At 38.4% G+C, this 16,712-nt stretch carries 19 protein-coding genes; 12 read left to right on the top strand and 7 right to left on the bottom strand.

Going from position 1 to position 16,712, the window contains the following annotated elements; translation table 11 throughout:
* Position 1: 1 nt before the first annotated feature.
* Positions 2-361, top strand: coding sequence for a hypothetical protein (locus tag FTU70_RS04655; RefSeq protein WP_180060145.1), 360 nt, complete (start codon positions 2-4; stop codon positions 359-361).
* Positions 362-384: 23 nt separating this feature from the next.
* Here the strand turns inward: FTU70_RS04655 and FTU70_RS04650 are convergent, their stop codons facing one another.
* A complete protein-coding gene (locus FTU70_RS04650) occupies positions 385-897 on the bottom strand; it encodes a pilin (protein WP_180060143.1) in 513 nt (170 codons plus the stop codon).
* 765 nt (positions 898-1,662) lie between these two features.
* Between FTU70_RS04650 and FTU70_RS04645 the strand changes: the two genes are divergently transcribed.
* The 6 genes from FTU70_RS04645 to FTU70_RS04620 all read left to right on the top strand — a co-directional run bounded on the left by FTU70_RS04645 (position 1,663) and on the right by FTU70_RS04620 (position 7,151).
* A complete protein-coding gene (locus tag FTU70_RS04645; RefSeq protein WP_180060141.1) occupies positions 1,663-2,169 on the top strand; it encodes a pilin in 507 nt (168 codons plus the stop codon).
* A gap of 51 nt (positions 2,170-2,220) precedes the next feature.
* A complete protein-coding gene (locus FTU70_RS04640) occupies positions 2,221-3,879 on the top strand; it encodes an O-antigen ligase (protein WP_180060139.1) in 1,659 nt (552 codons plus the stop codon).
* A 6-nt stretch (positions 3,880-3,885) separates the two neighbouring features.
* Entirely contained in the window at positions 3,886-4,620 is a 735-nt protein-coding gene (gene tfpZ / locus FTU70_RS04635) for a TfpX/TfpZ family type IV pilin accessory protein (protein WP_168542254.1), read from the top strand.
* A gap of 152 nt (positions 4,621-4,772) precedes the next feature.
* Positions 4,773-6,404 carry a PglL family O-oligosaccharyltransferase gene (locus FTU70_RS04630; RefSeq protein ID WP_180060137.1) on the top strand — a complete coding sequence of 544 codons (1,632 nt, stop codon included), beginning with the start codon at positions 4,773-4,775 and terminating at the stop codon, positions 6,402-6,404.
* Between the two features lie 218 nt (positions 6,405-6,622).
* On the top strand, positions 6,623-6,865 hold the full coding sequence (locus FTU70_RS04625) for a type II toxin-antitoxin system ParD family antitoxin (RefSeq protein ID WP_004974509.1): 243 nt from the start codon (positions 6,623-6,625) through the stop codon (positions 6,863-6,865).
* Positions 6,858-7,151 carry a type II toxin-antitoxin system RelE/ParE family toxin gene (locus FTU70_RS04620; protein WP_070153485.1) on the top strand — a complete coding sequence of 98 codons (294 nt, stop codon included), beginning with the start codon at positions 6,858-6,860 and terminating at the stop codon, positions 7,149-7,151. The genes FTU70_RS04625 and FTU70_RS04620 overlap by 8 nt, the downstream gene beginning before the upstream one ends.
* A 165-nt stretch (positions 7,152-7,316) precedes the next feature.
* Here the strand turns inward: FTU70_RS04620 and bfr are convergent, their stop codons facing one another.
* From bfr to gmk, 6 genes are all read right to left on the bottom strand, one after another.
* Positions 7,317-7,781, bottom strand: a complete 465-nt coding sequence (bfr, locus tag FTU70_RS04615; RefSeq protein WP_131260631.1) for a bacterioferritin — start codon at positions 7,779-7,781, stop codon at positions 7,317-7,319.
* 516 nt (positions 7,782-8,297) lie between these two features.
* On the bottom strand, positions 8,298-8,492 hold the full coding sequence (locus FTU70_RS04610) for a bacterioferritin-associated ferredoxin (protein WP_131260630.1): 195 nt from the start codon (positions 8,490-8,492) through the stop codon (positions 8,298-8,300).
* A gap of 171 nt (positions 8,493-8,663) precedes the next feature.
* Entirely contained in the window at positions 8,664-9,047 is a 384-nt protein-coding gene (locus FTU70_RS04605; RefSeq protein WP_004809961.1) for a RidA family protein, read from the bottom strand.
* Between the two features lie 121 nt (positions 9,048-9,168).
* On the bottom strand, positions 9,169-11,271 hold the full coding sequence (locus tag FTU70_RS04600) for a bifunctional (p)ppGpp synthetase/guanosine-3',5'-bis(diphosphate) 3'-pyrophosphohydrolase (protein WP_180060135.1): 2,103 nt from the start codon (positions 11,269-11,271) through the stop codon (positions 9,169-9,171).
* Between the two features lie 502 nt (positions 11,272-11,773).
* Positions 11,774-12,055 (bottom strand): DNA-directed RNA polymerase subunit omega, encoded by a 282-nt coding sequence (gene rpoZ, locus FTU70_RS04595; protein ID WP_004809957.1) that lies wholly within the window; start codon positions 12,053-12,055, stop codon positions 11,774-11,776.
* Positions 12,056-12,131: 76 nt separating this feature from the next.
* Positions 12,132-12,755, bottom strand: a complete 624-nt coding sequence (gene gmk, locus FTU70_RS04590) for a guanylate kinase (protein WP_004974513.1) — start codon at positions 12,753-12,755, stop codon at positions 12,132-12,134.
* Positions 12,756-12,889: 134 nt separating this feature from the next.
* On the opposite strand from gmk, the gene ispH reads away from it, so the two are divergent.
* The 5 genes from ispH (at position 12,890) to FTU70_RS04565 (ending at position 16,710) form a co-directional block, all read left to right on the top strand.
* Complete coding sequence (ispH, locus tag FTU70_RS04585; protein ID WP_180037797.1) at positions 12,890-13,840, top strand: 4-hydroxy-3-methylbut-2-enyl diphosphate reductase; 951 nt, start codon at positions 12,890-12,892, stop codon at positions 13,838-13,840.
* Between the two features lie 162 nt (positions 13,841-14,002).
* The gene (locus FTU70_RS04580) at positions 14,003-14,491 is read left to right on the top strand and encodes a Tfp pilus assembly protein FimT/FimU (RefSeq protein WP_180060134.1); all 489 of its coding nucleotides are present in this window, start codon (positions 14,003-14,005) and stop codon (positions 14,489-14,491) included.
* On the top strand, positions 14,485-15,000 hold the full coding sequence (gene pilV / locus FTU70_RS04575; RefSeq protein ID WP_180060131.1) for a type IV pilus modification protein PilV: 516 nt from the start codon (positions 14,485-14,487) through the stop codon (positions 14,998-15,000). Before FTU70_RS04580 ends, pilV begins: the two co-directional genes overlap by 7 nt.
* A complete protein-coding gene (locus FTU70_RS04570; protein ID WP_180060129.1) occupies positions 15,000-15,947 on the top strand; it encodes a PilW family protein in 948 nt (315 codons plus the stop codon). The genes pilV and FTU70_RS04570 overlap by 1 nt, the downstream gene beginning before the upstream one ends.
* Positions 15,948-15,957: 10 nt before the next feature.
* Positions 15,958-16,710, top strand: a complete 753-nt coding sequence (locus FTU70_RS04565) for a hypothetical protein (protein ID WP_180060127.1) — start codon at positions 15,958-15,960, stop codon at positions 16,708-16,710.
* Positions 16,711-16,712 lie beyond the last annotated feature (2 nt).

Here is a 16,712-nt window from a genome sequence, read left to right as displayed (position 1 = left end):
GATGAGTGCTCTTAATGATTATTATGCTGCTTTAGAGCGTCTAAAAGCCAATAAACCAAATGTTCTACCTAAAGGTTCTGCGATTAATAATGACACGGTGGCACTTGAAGCTGGACGTAAACGTGGTTCGATTAAGAAGAGTCGTTATGCGGCATTGGTGAAGGCGATTGAGCTGACTGCAATTGATGCAGGGCAAAATGTTCTTTCGCCTGCTCAGCAGGTTGAACAAGCCAACAATAGGACAAAAGCAGTTAAAACTGATTATGAGCAGTTAAAGGAGGATTATGAAAAATTGCTAGAAAAGTGCAATTCACTGTTGTTAGAAAATTTTGAGTTAAAACAAAAAACGCATCAAATTTGATGCGTTTTTTACTCTTATTGCAATTACTCTTTAGAACATGTATTTGGACGTACAGAGTCCACTAGGTTAGATTTACAATTCCAAGCACCTGTATTTGCATTATAGTTAAAAGTTATTGTTTTACCAGCAATTTTATCATTTAGACCTTGACCTGCTGCACGGAAAGTAGCTGTGAAATCACATGCATCTGTTCCATCAAGTTCGGCTGTAATGCCTTCTACGTATTTACCAGATAGAGTAAAACCATTTTCAGCTGCTAAGGCACCAGCAGGAATAATGATATCAATCTCATTGCCATCCTTATCTGTTCCTTTCTTTGTTTTAGTCTCGTCAGTACTACAAGCAGTTGCAATACCAGCAGTTCCAGCAATATCAATTACACGTGTTTTTAAACCACCTAACAAGTTAATTGCTTCGGTTGCTTGTGAACGAGCAATATAGTTTTGATATGCAGGAATCGCAATTGCTGCAAGAATACCGATAATAGCGACAACAATCATCAGCTCGATCAATGTAAAGCCTTTTTGAGCATTCATAACATTCTCCACAAATGTTTTGTTAATTTAATTATAAGCTTTGTAAGCTAATTTATACATTGCACAAAGTGTGCCAAAGTATATTACTCAATTATTTCTTGTTAAATCAATACATTGTTCAATAGATTAAAAATCTTAGTATACATATAAGTAAATTTATGTAACTAAGTGACAAAAAATGTCAGTTTTGTTGGTTTTGAGAAATGTAAATATGAAAATTGCTTGTACTGGGAAAAGTTAAATTATTAGCAGCTAAGCGAGCGGAAAACTATATTGGTTTGGTAGTGGTTGCTCGTGTGGGTACGAAAGTAATTTAAAATTGAAAGTGCTGTTCTATGCGGAATGTTTCATATATGAGGGAGTAATAGAATGAAACGGCTTAAAGACTTCAAAGTAACCGAATGAATACCTCTTCCAGCTGTAAAATTTTTTTCCATGCAATTTGGTGATGACGAAGCAACTAGATGCATTGTTCTGCATCATGCAAGACGTGTAATTCTTCAGCATAAAGAAGAAATACAGAAGTTGGCTTATAAATGAGTCTGGATTTTTTTATTTCGTTTTTAGCTTATCAAAATTTTAAAATATCTCCCGACCAGTCTGCTTTTATAAAATTAATCCTATCGCACTCAACAATAGCTATTTTTTGATATGGACAAAACTCAAAATTTTGTCTATCAAAAAGCATGTCCATATGGACAAGATGAATTAATAAGTAAAATAATATAATTCAATGGTTTGATGTATGTCCATATAAAGTGACTTATGGAATGGATCGAATTAATGATCGTTGTTGCGATTATCGGTATTTTGGCGGCAGTTGCACTTCCTGCTTACCAAGACTATACAGTACGTTCTAAAGTTTCAGAAGGTATCCTAGCTGCTTCTTCTTGCCGTACAGCAGTAACGGAAGCAATAGATACAGGTGTTGTTCCAGCAGTAGGTCAATGGGGATGTGAGCAGGGTGATGATGATACTGCTGCAACTAAATATGTACAACAGATTACAGTTGCTAGTGCGAATCCAGCTATTGGACAAATTACTGTTGAATTGGTAGATAAGTCTGAACTTAAGGGTGCAGCGGGAGAACTAATTGTAATGACCCCATTAGTGAGTGGTGGTGATAAATTAACAACAGCAGTTGTATCAGGTCCTTCAAATACGGTAGATGGTGCATTAATCAAAGAGTGGTCATGTGGGCCAGTAGATGCGACAGCTGCAGCTAAGATGGCTAAATATTTACCAGCTTCATGTCGTACAGCACAATCATAATATTTCATAAAAAAGCTGACTTCGGTCAGCTTTTTTTTATTAATAATTAATATGAAAATTATAATTTTTACTATTTTACTTTGCTTTGTACTATCCTATTTTATAGGAATATCTGTATTTCCATTTATATCTTCTTCACAGGATTTTTTATGGTTTTTAGGGCTTATATTATTTCTAATCTATTTTTATAAAAAAAATGTTAATTTCCCAATCTTACTAATTCCAGTATTTATTATTTGCTTAGTGCCATTTACACAATTTTTATTTGGTCAAGTTTATTATTTTTCGACCGCTTTTTTCAGCTTCTGTTTTCTATTTGGATTTTTAGCTTCAATTGTCTATGGATATAACAGTATTCAGCTAGCAGAAAAAGAAAATATAATTAAGTATATTGCCTACTTTTTTGCTGTAGTTGGATTTATTAGTAGCTTATTTGCCATAGCACAATGGCTTCAAATCTCTCATCCTTATATCTTAAATTTAAGTCACAATCGACCTTATGCAAATTTAGGTCAGCCGAATCATTTAGCAACATTGCTTATGCTCGGTATTTGTAGTCTTCTATTTTTATATGAGCATATGAAGTCTAAAAACATATTTTTAATTCTGCTCCTCCCTTTTGAGGTTTGGGCACTTGCATTAACTCAATCGAGAACGACATGGATTATTTTATGTGTATTTTTTATTATTTGCATAGTTAATAAAAATAATTTTAAAAAAAAATCAACGCCTTACATTGCTTTAACTGCTCTATTTACCTATTTATTTGTCTTTATATTCAATGCTGAAATTTCTGAATATCTAAATCTAGTCAAGCCAATTCCAGTGCAAGAACGACTAAATGGTGGGTTAGGTCGTATTGAAATGTGGAAGCATATGTACTATGCCGCGATGCAACAACCATGGTTAGGGTATGGTTGGTTTCAAACAACAATCGCACAGCTAGAAGGGGTGCTTCTATTTAAAAATGAAGGGAATTTATCAAGCGCACATAATATTATGATTGATTTAGTTTTGTGGGTGGGCATTCCATTGGCCCTCTTAATTGTTGGATATAGCTTGTATCTTATAAAACGAATTTTTTTAAGTATTCATAGTTTGCCACAACTATATGTGTTTATGATGATGTTATGTATATTGGTGCATGCTCAGCTTGAGTTTCCTTTGTATTATAGCTATTTTTTATTTCCATTAGGTTTCTTTATTGGTTTATTACTGATCGATTGTAATTGTAAAAATTTTTTAGTTAATGAGAAATTAAAGCAATGTATTTTTCTTATTTCAATTTGTTTCTATGCTTTAATATTTAAACAGTATGATCAGTGGCTGAGTGATTTTGGTTATGCATCTGGCATGGAAAATACTGGAAAATTACAGCATAAATATTCTCTGTTATTTTCCCAGTTTTCAGATCGAGCAGATTTTATTGTTGCAAAAATAGATCATAATTACCCTGATTCAAATTTGGAATTGTTTGAGCATTATGTGAAAAGCCAGCCAACTGAATATAATTTGTATAAAATGGCACAAATATTCTACTTTAATGAGAATTTTGAGAAGGCAAATCATTATTTTGAGGTGTCAAATGCCTTGTATAATAAAAATGCTTTATTTGAAGATTTATCTAAAATTCCTACAAAAAATAGCAATGATATTGCATCACTATTTTTAAAAAATCATGATGATCTATCAGCCCCAAATGTGAAGTAATTGGTTATGACAAAGCGTATACATTTTTTTATCAAGCATCTAACGTTGTCCTTTATCGTTGCTCTGGTGTTGCTTGGACTCATTTTTTATTGTTGGTATCCTACACCACTTGCAAAAACTGTTGGTGTAACTCATATCATTTTAATGTTATTTGCTATTGATATTATTATTGGTCCATTACTTGGGTTGCTTGTCTATAAAGAACATAAAAAAACCTTAAAATTTGATTTGTCGGTCATTATTTTGATTCAAATCTCGGCTTTGATGTATGGTGTTTATAGTTTGGAGCAAGGTCGTCCTGCATGGCTAGTCTATAATGTGGATCGTTTTGAATTAGTACGAAAGAATGACATTATTTTAGTAAATATTGATCAAGCCCAGCCTCGATTTCAACAGGTGTCATCGGTTGGTCCAAAATTTGCTGCAGTAAAATTGGCAGTTAGTGCACAACAACGTCAAGATGATATGTTTACTGAAGTATTAGGTGGAATCTCTCTTGCTCAGCAGCCTGAGCGTTATATAGAACTCACGCAAGCCAAAACCCAAATCCAACAACGCGCATTACCACTGAAGGAATTAGAACAGTACAACTCAAAAGCAGACGTTGAAAAAGCTTTAGCAAAATATCCAAAGGCTGACGCGTGGCTACCTTTAAAAGCTAATGTGGTAGATATGGTGGTTTTAGTCAATAAAGAATCTGCATCTATCATCAAAATAGTAGACCTAAGACCGTGGAAATAATTTCTTAAGTTAAAAATGGGGAATTTAAGTATTCCCCATGCGATCATCCCATTTTAAGACTGGCAGAATTCCAATCAAACTTGCCACACAAAGCACTATCATCTTGCCTAAAAAAATATAAGATAGAGCCAGTTTTTTGGTCTATTTTTCTTATGAAATCTGCATTGCTATTTTTGGCTGCCATCCTCATCTCCCTTGCATGGCTTTTGCCCATTCACTACCGCCCATGGGTCACCTATACAGGTGAACTCTACGCATTTTTTGCCCTGTTTGCCCTTGCAGCCTGCCTTTTAAAAGAAAAATTACAGATACCTGAAATCAGCCTGCCATTACTAGCACTGTGTAGTGTTCCACTTATTCAGTGGGGCTTTGGCTTGGTCTACTTCTTTGACAAAGCTCTGCTCAGCAGCGTGTACATCTTCAGTTTTTGGTTAGCAATCATTTTTGGCTATAACCTCACTCAAAACAGCATCGAACGTGAACGCATCTTTACAGGCTTTAGTTATGTGTTGTTGGGCGCGGGTAGCATCACCGCACTCATGGCGATTTGCCAGTGGCTCACACTCGATCAATATCTACCTATTATGGTGGATATAAGAATTGGACAACGTCCTTATGCTAACTTCGCCCAACCGAATAATATGGCGACCTTTTTAGTCACGTCGCTTATGGCATGCCTATATTTATACGAAAAACAAAAACTTAAAACCGTGTGGATTGTGATTGCTGCTGCCATGATTTTAGTGGGTGTGGTACTGAGTCAATCACGGACTTCATGGTTGGCATCGCTGTGTCTCTTGACCTATTTGAGCTATCAACAATACCGTGGCGTGATGCGGATTAAATGGCGCTATAGCTTGCTGTGGTTTGTCGCATTTATCGGGTTAATTTTTATCGCACCTGCTTTTAGTCAATTGCTCTCACAAAGTGCAGACCTTTCGGTGCAATCTCGTGATGTAGTACAACGCGCTACAGGTGATATGTCACGCTTGGCAATTTGGCAGCAAATGCTCGCTGCGATTGAACATCAACCGTGGTGGGGCTATGGTTGGCATCAAACCAGCGTGGCGTATGTCACGATTAGTGAATTTGTGCAAGGCCCTGTGTGGATTCGTAGCGCACACAATTTTATTTTGGATTTTTTACTTTGGAATGGTGTGATATTGGGCGTGCCGTTTTTGGCATATTTGGGCTATTGGGGTTACCAGTTGCATAAATATACCCAGTCGGTGGAATCGGTTGTGGGTATTTTAATGCTCGGTGCATTTAGCGTACATGCCATGCTGGAATTTCCACAAAACTATGCCTACTTCTTGCTACCTGTAGGTTTTATTATCGGCATGGTTCAGTCACAACGTGTGTTCAAAAGCTTCACTTTATCTGCAATTTATTTACGCATTACTTTTGTACTTGGCGCATTGTTGCTGATGCTGATTTATAGTGATTATGAAGTAATGGTGCCCAAACTAAATCAGTCGGTACGCTACGAACACACACCTGAAAAAATCACCCATCATGAGCGTATTTTGGTACTCGAAGAATTTAACCGCCGCATTGCGTGGATTCGATTAAATCCGTATAGCCTACAAACGCCTGAACAATTGCAGGATATTCATGAAATTGTGTTGAATTATCCAACCCGCTACGATTTATTGAAATATGCACGCGTATTAGCATTTAACGGTTATGAAGCAGAAGCCAAAAAGCAATTATGGTTATTAAGCACTTTGTGGCAGGTCAATGTAGATTATGCGACTTTATTGGATGAAGCGGAGCCGCGCTGATTTGTGTAGCGCAAGGAGGGGGATTTGAAAATAGTGAGCCAAATATGGTGAAAATTTTCAATGTTGAAAATCTCTCCCAACTTCTCTTTAAAAAGAGAGGGGGTATTCATTATAAAATTGATTTCATGTGCGAAAATTTAAAGAGATGCTGAACTTTTGTTCAGATAAAGGGAGTTGTGTTAGAATTGTATGATCTATTCAAACAATAAGGCATGCTGATGGCGAGAACTACAAGTGTAACAATTGGCCCACAACTCGATAACTTTGTGAGCAAACTGATTGAATCTGGACGTTATGGTTCAACCAGTGAAGTGATGCGATCTGCACTAAGATTATTGGAGCAGCAAGAAAATCAAACTGCAGCTTTAAAGCAAGCGATTGAAGCAGGTGAGAACAGTGGAGAAAGTACACTTAGCCTAAAAGATATTGCGGCTCAAGTGAAGCAGAAGCATCGTGTATAAGCTATCAAATTTAGCTGTCGACGACTTCACTGCTATTTATGAATACACCTTACTTAATTTTGGTGTAGCTCAAGCTGACCAATACACGCAACATTTGGAAAATACCTTTCATTTGTTAGTGAGTTCACCGCTGATTGGTTATGCATGTGTAGATATTGGCGAGGGAATACGCCGTCACGATCATCATCAACATGCTATTTTTTATAAAAAACAGGATTATGGAATTTTTATTATTCGGATATTGCATCAACAGATGCAACCCATGAAACATTTTTTTGCGTTATAAATACTTTTTTATAAATCCAAGAATTTAAAATGCGCATAAGTAAAATATATTGATATTGAGAGCTTCTTCATTAGAGATAGGCAAGATACTGAATTTTAGGTAAAGTGCCCCAAAAAACAAAAGACTGGAAAACCAGTCTTTTGAGTTATCTAAACCAGATGAATTTTAGAGTTGGCTTTGAATATAGTTTTCAATGCCTACCGTTTCAACCAAATCAAGTTGTGTCGTTGCCCAGTCTAAGTACTCTTCTTCTTTCTCCAGAATTTCCTGAACCAAATCACGGGTTACATAGTCCAATTGTTGCTCTGCTAAAACCACCGCTTTTTGAATCGCTTCAATATTTTCTTGGACTTTACGCACATCGCAGTTCAAAACTTCAACTGTATGCTGACCGATATATAATTTGCCCAAGTGCTGTAAGTTTGGCAGCCCTTCTAAAAATAAAATACGTTCAATAATTTTGTCAGCATGTTTCATTTGACGAATCGACTCTTTATATTCAGCCGAGCCGAGTTGTTCAATGCCCCAATCATTAAACATACGTGAATGTAAAAAATATTGGTTAATTGCAGTCAGGTGATGATATAGCACTTGGTTTAACTGATTAATCACATCGCGATTGCCTTTCATTGCAGCACTCCATCAACAATTTCTGCCTTAAACCGCTTAAGGCAATCTATGCTTCTATCTTAAACAAGACTGGGCAAAATGGCGAGTGATTTAGGGGCTATTTATACTTCATAAATGGTTTGCGCTGTAGGCTAAAACTGAGCAGATAAGGCATGAAACGAAGGGAATAGCGAGACTATTGCCAAGTTTCATAACGCAATCTGAGAAAGTTTTAGCCACAGCCTTTCAGGACAAGCATATTTTTTGCTGCTATTGCGTTATGTGCCAGTCATTTAGAATGACTAAATTTCCTGTCCCATGCCTTATATCAGCTAAAAAATATGCGTCGTCGCAAACGTAGATGAAGTATAAATAGACCCCAGACCGCAAATGAAAATCGCAATCAAAAACAATTGGCTAGGCAATGTGGAAAAATGTAAGCCAAGAAAAACCCGCTGTAGTCGGAAGCGGGGGAGGAAAAACACGGTAAAAATTTAAATAACTAAATGTGGGGAAATGTATTAGAAAATATGAGATTTATGCAGCAATGGCGAGACGAGACGCAATTTGAGCAATTTCATCACTGATGATGGCGCGAGTTTCAGGCGCACAGCGACCACAGCAAGTGCCTAAGTCAAACATATCGCGAATTTCACGATAGCTGTCTGCACCATTGGCAACGGCTTCTTTAATGTCTTGATCTGTAATACCACGGCATAAGCAAACGTACATGAATGCAACCACAATAATGAAATAAGATAAGAGTTATTATTGATAATTATTATCGTTTGTCAATAAAAATCATTTGAAAAGCCATTTAATGTAATTGGGTTTTTGAATTAAAAAATGCCACTTAATAGGTGGCATCGTTTATTTGTTTTTAAGTATTTGAATGATAATGACTTATGAGTTGATAATCACCACGCCATCCATTTCAACCAAAGCACCTTTAGGTAAGCTGGCCACACCTAAGGCTGCACGTGCAGGGTAAGGTTGTGCAAAGTATTCCCCCATAATCTGATTGACCAATTGGAAGTGAGATAAATCAGTCAGAAAAATATTGAGCTTGGCGATATCGGCCAAAGAACCACCCGCAGCTTCACAGACTGCTTTTAAGTTATCAAACACGCGGCGAATTTGCGCTTCAATGCCTTCTACCAATTCCATGCTGTATGGGTCTAAACCAATTTGACCTGATAAATAAACGGTATTCCCCACTAAAATGGCTTGAGAGTAAGTACCAATTGCTGCAGGTGCATTTTCAGTATGGATGACTTGGCGAGACATTGATTTCTCCTAAAATAATTTATAAACATCATAGACCATCCGACTGCATTTCAGTAGCCTGATGAGTCAGTTATGCAAAATCGCTTGAATGTGTGGCAATATCACCATGCAGCGCATTGAATTAACAAGCTTTGGCTTCTTCTGCGATGCTGATGGGACGCGCTAAGCGGCTAATTCGTGGAAAACCGAAGTGCATACGCAAATCACGAATAATTTTGGCAATTTGCTTACGGTTATTGACCACAATATTCACATGCGTTTTGCCATCGTGGCTGCGTACCATCTCTACCCCAGTTTTCGCTTTACGGCATTGATAGATCAAATCGGAAATTTGTTCGTCATTCATATCCATATCAATGCTGAGGTAAGCGGTAAAACTCACGTCATCGACATCTTCTGAAGTCCATTGTAGCGGCATGATATTTTCAGGATGTTGATGCTGCTCATGCAGTAAGTTGTTGCAGCGCGCACGATGCACAATCAAACCACGACGTGACAAGTTGCCCTGAATTGGATCGCCCAGCACCGGGTTGCAACAGTGTGCATATTTGACGTCAATACCTTCTGTACCTTGAATCAGACGGTCAGAATGTTCGTTGCTATCCTGATCAAGTGCGTAAATGTGGTTTGCCACCAACTGCGGCAATAAATCACCGACTGCAATTTGCTCAAATAAACGGTCTTTGGAGTCGATATGACGCCATTGCAACACATTTAACCAATCTGCTTCGGTCAAGTCTTGAATCGAGTGATTAAACAATTTCAGCGCACGGTTCAGGGCTTGCTGACCTACCAAACGCTGTTCTTCAATATCCTGATCACGCAGAATGTTTTGTAAGGCACGACGGGCCTTTTGGGTATTAATAAAACTTAGCCAGTCTGGGTTTGGTGTGGCTAACACATCGGTGATGATTTCGACCACTTGCCCGCTGATGAGTGGTGTTGACAGCGGTTTGCTTTCACCATTAATTTTTGTACCGACGGCGTGGTTACCTAAGAATAAACTGGCTGCATAGGCAAAATCAACCGCGGTGGCGCCTTGCGGCAATTCATGTAAATGTCCATGCGGGGTATAAACATGAATTTTCTCTTGGTGTAGATAATCCAGTAAATCGCTAAATGTGGTTTTAGCGCATTCACCATCAACCAACACGTTTAAGCTTTTCATAGAGGCTTGAATGGCAGAACGGCAGGCTTGTGGTGCGTTTTCACCCAAGACTACGCCAAAACGTGCCGCTTTACGCATCAATTCAGTTTGAATGGTGAGTGATAAGGTGGTTTGTTCACCTTTTAGACGCATCATGAGTGATTGGTTACCGCCTGGTAGGGGGCGACGAATATGATCTTCATAATGCAAGACCTGAAAGTTGTCACGTAAAATATCGGCCAAACGGTCACAGTCGGCAATGCTTTGTAAAATAATTTCGAAGGCGTGGCTGTGGGTCAGTTCTTGTAGATCAATATCGTTTTTAACAAAGTGGCGCAGTAATTCTATATTGTTATTTTTCTTTTTAATACGGCCTGCAATTTGATTGTCTTGGAGTAGGTCGGCAAGATTTTGTTCCCATTTGGACTGGTATTCACAGCGTTTTGGCTTGGTGTGCAAAAGGGCAGCTTGCACATCGTTATACATATCTAAATCTAGGTTTTGATAACACAGATGTTCAAGGTTATCTGCCATTTCATTCATACCCACGATACGTGCCATGGGTACAAATACATCAAAGGTTTCTTGAGCGATGCGTGCGCGTTTATCTGGTCGCAGCGCATCTAATGTGGTCATGTTGTGATAGCGGTCTGCTAGTTTCACAATAATGACACGTGGATCCTGTAAGGTCGCTTGCAGAATTTTACGGAACGATGCGGCTTTGTTGTATTCCTTGTCGCTGGAATGGCTGAGTTTGGTTACACCATCGACCAGCTCGGCAACGGTACGTCCAAATTTCTCTGTGATGTCATCTTTGCTGTAGTCAGTATCTTCAATGACGTCATGCAATAGGGCAGCAATGAGCGTGTCGGCATCCAAACGCATGTGCGCCAAAATACAACTGACCGCAATCGGGTGTAACACATACGGTTCACCACTTTTACGGGTAACGCCATCATGCGCATGCTCGGCATAATCGCAAGCCGTAAGCACCTGTTCGACTTCACTTACGCTAAGGTAAGGTTCGATCATGGCTTGAAGCTGTTGTTTGGCTTGGCTGACCATCGTGCCTGGCATATAACACCCTTTAAAATACAAGTGATAACGAATCTACAGTTAGACCTTATAATGAAAAGCATATTGCATGACTTGTCAATTTTTTTCATGCCAAAATAGTGATAAATTTGGCACTAAATTAGGGTCTGTTGACACTTCGTCTATGTTTGCGACGTGAGAGATATATCTCGCAAGGTTTTTTAGCTGATATAAGGCATGAGACAGGAAATTTAGTCATTCTAAATGACTGACTCATAACGCAATAGCAGCAAAAAATATGCTCGTTCCGAAGGACTGTGGCTAAAACTTTCTCAGATTGCGTTATGAAACTTGGCAATAGTCTCGCTATTCCCTTCGTTTCATGCCTGATCTGCTCAGTTTTAGCCTACAGCGCAAACCATTTATGAAATGTCAACAGACCCTGTGGTCTTAATCCTTATGTTATAACGGTTTTTAGCGCAAGATTAAAGTTCAGACAACAAAAAAGCCTAGTAAAAAACTAGGCTTTTTTAGAAAGTTGTTCTTATTGGAAAGAAAAACCATCTAAATTCAAATTATTTGCAGAAAGTGCAAGGTCAAGACTCGAAGTTTGATAATCTTGATCACGTTGTTTCAAAATGTCTTTAGAAACGTGACCTTCTGCAATTTCACGTAAAGCAACAACGGTAGGTTTATCGTTGTCCCACTCAACGGTAGGTTCTATGCCTTGACGTGCCAATTGACGCGCGCGCTTGCTTGCCACTAGTACAAGCTCAAAGCGGTTGTCTACATGGTCTAAACAATCTTCAACGGTAACGCGTGCCATAAGAATTCTCGTTCGAATAATAAATTTAAACAGACTGTGCAGTATAAGGTGCTTTGCTTATAGACTCAAGTTTTAATCACGCGCTTGGCGGGCTAATTAACTTTTGAATCAAGGCTTGATGACGATGTGCCTGCTGCGCCATCACCAAACGATTAGCCGTAATCACCGATTCTAAATCGTGCAGAGCCTTATTAAAGTCATCATTAATAATCACATAGTCAAAATTGACATATTGTTGCATGTCTTCAACTGCGCAGCCTAGACGATGTTCAATTACATCGACTGCATCGGTGCCACGGTTAGACAAACGCTCGCGTAAATCAAACTGACTTGGTGGAAGAATAAAAATTTGCTTCGATTCAGGAAAAAGATTGCGTACTTGCTGAGCGCCTTGCCAGTCAATTTCCAGTAACACATCGTGACCTTTGGCTAACTGCTCTTTAACCGTGGCTTGCGCGGTACCATAATAGTTGCCAAACACTTCTGCATACTCAATAAAACCGCCTTGCTCTACCAAGTCGATAAAATCTTGTTTTTGCGTGAAGTGATAATGCACACCATCGAGTTCGCCGGGACGTTGACCGCGTGTTGTGTGAGAAACTGAAACGTGTAAATTATTCACACGCTCAAGCAGGGCTTTAACGAGGGATGTTTTGCCTGTTCCTGAAGCGGCAGAAACGACAAACAATAGACCCGACATGATATTTTTCCTGATATGATAAAATATCTTCTCTATTTTAGAGTAGACGCCCCTTAAACAAAATAGCCAAGATGGCTTTTGTTGGCATAATTTTTTAAACATCCGACCTATTTAACTTTAACATAGAGGGTTCTATGGAAATTGTATTGGCGAATCCACGTGGTTTTTGTGCAGGTGTAGACCGAGCAATTGCGATTGTAAATCGTGCCCTTGAGTGTTTTAACCCCCCTATATATGTACGTCACGAAGTGGTACACAATAAATTTGTGGTAGATGACTTACGCCAACGCGGCGCGATTTTTGTCGATGAGCTAGATGAAGTGCCCGATGACAACATCGTAATTTTTAGTGCACATGGCGTATCTAAAGCAGTGCAGCAAGAAGCGGAGCGTCGTGGCTTAAAAGTATTTGATGCGACTTGTCCGTTGGTCACCAAAGTACATATTGAAGTCACCAAATATGCGCGTGAAGGCACAGAGGCGATTTTAATTGGTCACGAAGGACACCCCGAAGTTGAAGGGACGATGGGTCAGTACGACAAGAAAAATGGCGGCGAAATTTATTTGGTAGAAGATGAAGATGATGTGGCTGCACTTGCGGTTCAGCATCCAGATAAAGTGGCTTTTGTAACGCAAACTACTTTGTCGATTGATGATACAGCCAAAGTGATTGATGCCTTGCGCCAAAAATATCCGAATATTCAAGGGCCACGTAAAGACGATATTTGTTATGCCACCCAAAATCGTCAAGATGCTGTACGTGACTTGGCCAATCAATGTGATGTGGTGTTGGTGGTGGGTTCGCCAAATTCATCTAACTCTAACCGTTTACGTGAGTTGGCTGAACGTATGGGGAAACGCGCCTATTTGGTGGATAATGCAGACGAGTTGGAACAAGCATGGTTTCAACCGAATACAAAAATTGGTGTAACTGCAGGCGCATCTGCACCAGAAATTTTAATCAAACAAGTGATTCAGCGTTTGCAGGACTGGGGTGCAACCGCCCCTGAAGAGCTGGCAGGCCGTGAAGAAAACATTACCTTTAGTTTGCCCAAAGAGTTACGTATTCCTGTAACACAGGCTTAAACTGCAAAGTACAAAACACTTTAAAAAAATGATCAAAAATAGGCAGATAACCGTTATATGACGGTTATCTGCTTTTTTATGCCTTTTATCCTGAAGTGTGAGGGTTTTGTAAAGTTGTTGGTTACTATTTTAATAGGGCAAAGTCTGTGTCTTGGGTGGAGTATGCAGAAAAATAATGGATTTACGTTAATAGAGCTGATTGTGACAATTGCTGTGATAGCAATTATTGCGACTTTGGCTGCTCCTTCGTTTGGGAATTTAATTGAAAAAAGAAAATTAGATGCTGAAACAAGAGAGTTATCTTTTGTGTTAAGTGAAGCTCGTGCTCAAGCAACAACATTGAGGTCCAATGTCACCCTTAAATTTCAACATGGCCAAAATACTTCAATTCTAAAGTATTGGGCTCCAAAATCAGAAAATATCATATTAGATAATACTGCAAATGATGTTGATTTTTCAGATGTCGTATTTACACCTATTGGACAACCGTTACAGCGGACAAAAACTATTATTGATCCAGCAGATTCATCTACTAAGGTCGTGAGAATTCCATTGAAATTTTCATTATGTAATCCTGAAATAAAACAAAGTAGAACGATTTCGGTATCGATGAATGGCACTGTGACAAGTATAGAGTCGGGGCAATGCTAATGAGTTCAAAACATATAAAATCACAACATGGCGTGGGACTGATTGAAGTACTTGTTGCTTTGCTTTTGATTGCGATTGGAATTTTAGGTTTTTCTGCCTTGCAATTAAGAGCAATGGATGCAGCAAATGAAGCAGCGGATAGAACCTTCGCTATTAATATTGCACGTGATTTATCTGAGCGAATGAGAGCAAATAAATCTGGTTTTGATCAATATAAAACTTCTATTAATGCTAATAAAGTCAATGAGACAGGCTGTGTGGGTAGTGCAAGTGCATATACTCCAAGTTGTAATGCTGAAAAAATGGCTGACTTTGATGCTTCTGAAATAAATAAGAAGGCTACTGCCAATGGACATGTCGTAAGAATAGATGCTTGTCGTGGTTCTACATTAAGTTGTGTTTATGTAGCGTGGGGCGATACAGATATAAAAACATCTATTGATCAATGTGTTTCTACAAGTGGAAGTTATGTTGCTAATGCTCAATGTTTAGTTATGGAGTCTTACTAATGAATAGAGGTCTTCAAAACGCTAATAAAGGCTTTACTTTACTTGAATTAATGATTGCCTTAACACTTGGCCTAATTGTCAGTGCAATAGCTATTCAATTGACATTAACAGCGCAAAAAGGTGTTTCAAGTCAGCAAGCTATGTCTAATTTACAAAATGATGCTTTGTTTGGATTAGAAGCGGTTGTTAGAGATATTCGCCTCGCAAATTTAAATGCTTCAGATGTCGTTATAAATGACAGTGTTCTGCATGGTGGTATTGTGCTTGATGCGAAAAATTATACTTCAAAAAGAACGGGTGCAGGACTAGGTGATGTCGAGCTTGTAGATGCTTTGTCGCTTGGTAATATAGAAAATACATCTAATTTATCGGGTGTGAAAAGTGATCAATTAGTCATTCAATATAAAAATATGATGGAAGATCAGTTTGATTGCGAGGGTGCAAAAATCCCAGTAAATACCTTTGTGGTTCAAAAGTATTTTATTCGTAAAGACACTGCTAAAAATGAACCTAATGAACCTTTTTCTTTGGCATGTAAAGCATTTACTTATACAGGTGATGAGCCAGCAAAAATCGATTTAAGTGGAAATGGCGAAGTTATCATTCCTCGAGTGGATTATTTTGGGGTTATGTTAGGCGTTGCTAAGGATAAATGTGTTGATACAGAAACCGCAGATGCCTTGATGAGCTGTTTTGGTTATATCTCAATAAATGACTATATGGCATTAACAACGAAGCCGCAAATTGTAATGTTAAAAGTGGGAATGTTAGTACGTTCAACGAATTCTACAGGTAGTAATGATTTATTTAATGAAGATAAATTGTATGAAATATTAAATGTAAATTCTAAATTGAAACCTAATACTAAAAATGATCAATATATGCGCAGCATTGTGACTCAGACTATTGCTCTAAGAAATGGTTTTGGCATAGAGAAGCAGGAATAGGATTGGCGCTATGATAAACATTAAAAATATGAAAAGTCAGTCTGGTGCAGTTTTAATTGTCGTACTGATCATGCTAGTTATTATTGCTATTGCGGGAACCTGGGCTATTCGCTCAAGTATTACTTCACTCAATATTTCTACCAATGCTCAAGCTCAATCATTGCTTATGCAAAACAGTGACTCAGTGTTTTACACCCTAGAAAATAAAACGAGTGATGATTTGACATTTGCTCAAATGCGGATTGGTGATGGCATGTTAGCTTATGTACTGAGACCTGAAAACAAAGGTAAAGAGTTAGTCTTCTGTATTCGTGGGGCTGTGACTGATAATTTTTCGGGTAGTCGTATTGCGAGCTCAGTTTATTGGGTAGGTAATTCAATTATGAATACTGAGTTGGGTGTTAATGGTTTTTGTAAGGTTGAACGTGGTGATTTTATTAGTGGTCGTCAAGCTGTGATGACACAGGTTTCTATTCGTGCAGCAGATGCCTCTCGTGATTGGGAACACATGATGGAAGGTGATGATAAAGAAAGTTCAAAAAGTACTGGTATTCAAAAAGTCGCAATTACAGCGACATCCATATTGCCAAATTTAGGAAATGCAAGTCTTAAACAGGTGAGCGGATGTTTATCAAATTACACGAGCTTTGTAGATCCTCTTGTTAAAAATGAAACAGTTACCGACTGTCTATCCCAATTAAATGTCCCATATAGCACTCAAGAAATGGAATATAGTCTGCGCTCGCTGAAAGCTAGCTCGTAGGA

Source organism: Acinetobacter sp. YH12135 (genome assembly GCF_013418565.1).
Classification (GTDB): Bacteria; Pseudomonadota; Gammaproteobacteria; order Pseudomonadales; family Moraxellaceae; genus Acinetobacter; species Acinetobacter towneri.
This window is presented reverse-complemented; position numbering and strand designations above follow the sequence as displayed.

Coding starts and splice junctions, on each gene's coding strand:
- FTU70_RS04655 (WP_180060145.1), top strand. CDS start 2: ATGAGTGCTCTTAATGATTATTATGCTGCTTTAGAGCGTCTAAAAGCC.
- FTU70_RS04650 (WP_180060143.1), bottom strand. CDS start 897: ATGAATGCTCAAAAAGGCTTTACATTGATCGAGCTGATGATTGTTGTC.
- FTU70_RS04645 (WP_180060141.1), top strand. CDS start 1,663: ATGGAATGGATCGAATTAATGATCGTTGTTGCGATTATCGGTATTTTG.
- FTU70_RS04640 (WP_180060139.1), top strand. CDS start 2,221: ATGAAAATTATAATTTTTACTATTTTACTTTGCTTTGTACTATCCTAT.
- tfpZ (WP_168542254.1), top strand. CDS start 3,886: ATGACAAAGCGTATACATTTTTTTATCAAGCATCTAACGTTGTCCTTT.
- FTU70_RS04630 (WP_180060137.1), top strand. CDS start 4,773: ATGAAATCTGCATTGCTATTTTTGGCTGCCATCCTCATCTCCCTTGCA.
- FTU70_RS04625 (WP_004974509.1), top strand. CDS start 6,623: ATGGCGAGAACTACAAGTGTAACAATTGGCCCACAACTCGATAACTTT.
- bfr (WP_131260631.1), bottom strand. CDS start 7,781: ATGAAAGGCAATCGCGATGTGATTAATCAGTTAAACCAAGTGCTATAT.
- FTU70_RS04610 (WP_131260630.1), bottom strand. CDS start 8,492: ATGTACGTTTGCTTATGCCGTGGTATTACAGATCAAGACATTAAAGAA.
- FTU70_RS04605 (WP_004809961.1), bottom strand. CDS start 9,047: ATGTCTCGCCAAGTCATCCATACTGAAAATGCACCTGCAGCAATTGGT.
- FTU70_RS04600 (WP_180060135.1), bottom strand. CDS start 11,271: ATGCCAGGCACGATGGTCAGCCAAGCCAAACAACAGCTTCAAGCCATG.
- rpoZ (WP_004809957.1), bottom strand. CDS start 12,055: ATGGCACGCGTTACCGTTGAAGATTGTTTAGACCATGTAGACAACCGC.
- gmk (WP_004974513.1), bottom strand. CDS start 12,755: ATGTCGGGTCTATTGTTTGTCGTTTCTGCCGCTTCAGGAACAGGCAAA.
- ispH (WP_180037797.1), top strand. CDS start 12,890: ATGGAAATTGTATTGGCGAATCCACGTGGTTTTTGTGCAGGTGTAGAC.
- FTU70_RS04580 (WP_180060134.1), top strand. CDS start 14,003: ATGCAGAAAAATAATGGATTTACGTTAATAGAGCTGATTGTGACAATT.
- pilV (WP_180060131.1), top strand. CDS start 14,485: ATGCTAATGAGTTCAAAACATATAAAATCACAACATGGCGTGGGACTG.
- FTU70_RS04570 (WP_180060129.1), top strand. CDS start 15,000: ATGAATAGAGGTCTTCAAAACGCTAATAAAGGCTTTACTTTACTTGAA.
- FTU70_RS04565 (WP_180060127.1), top strand. CDS start 15,958: ATGATAAACATTAAAAATATGAAAAGTCAGTCTGGTGCAGTTTTAATT.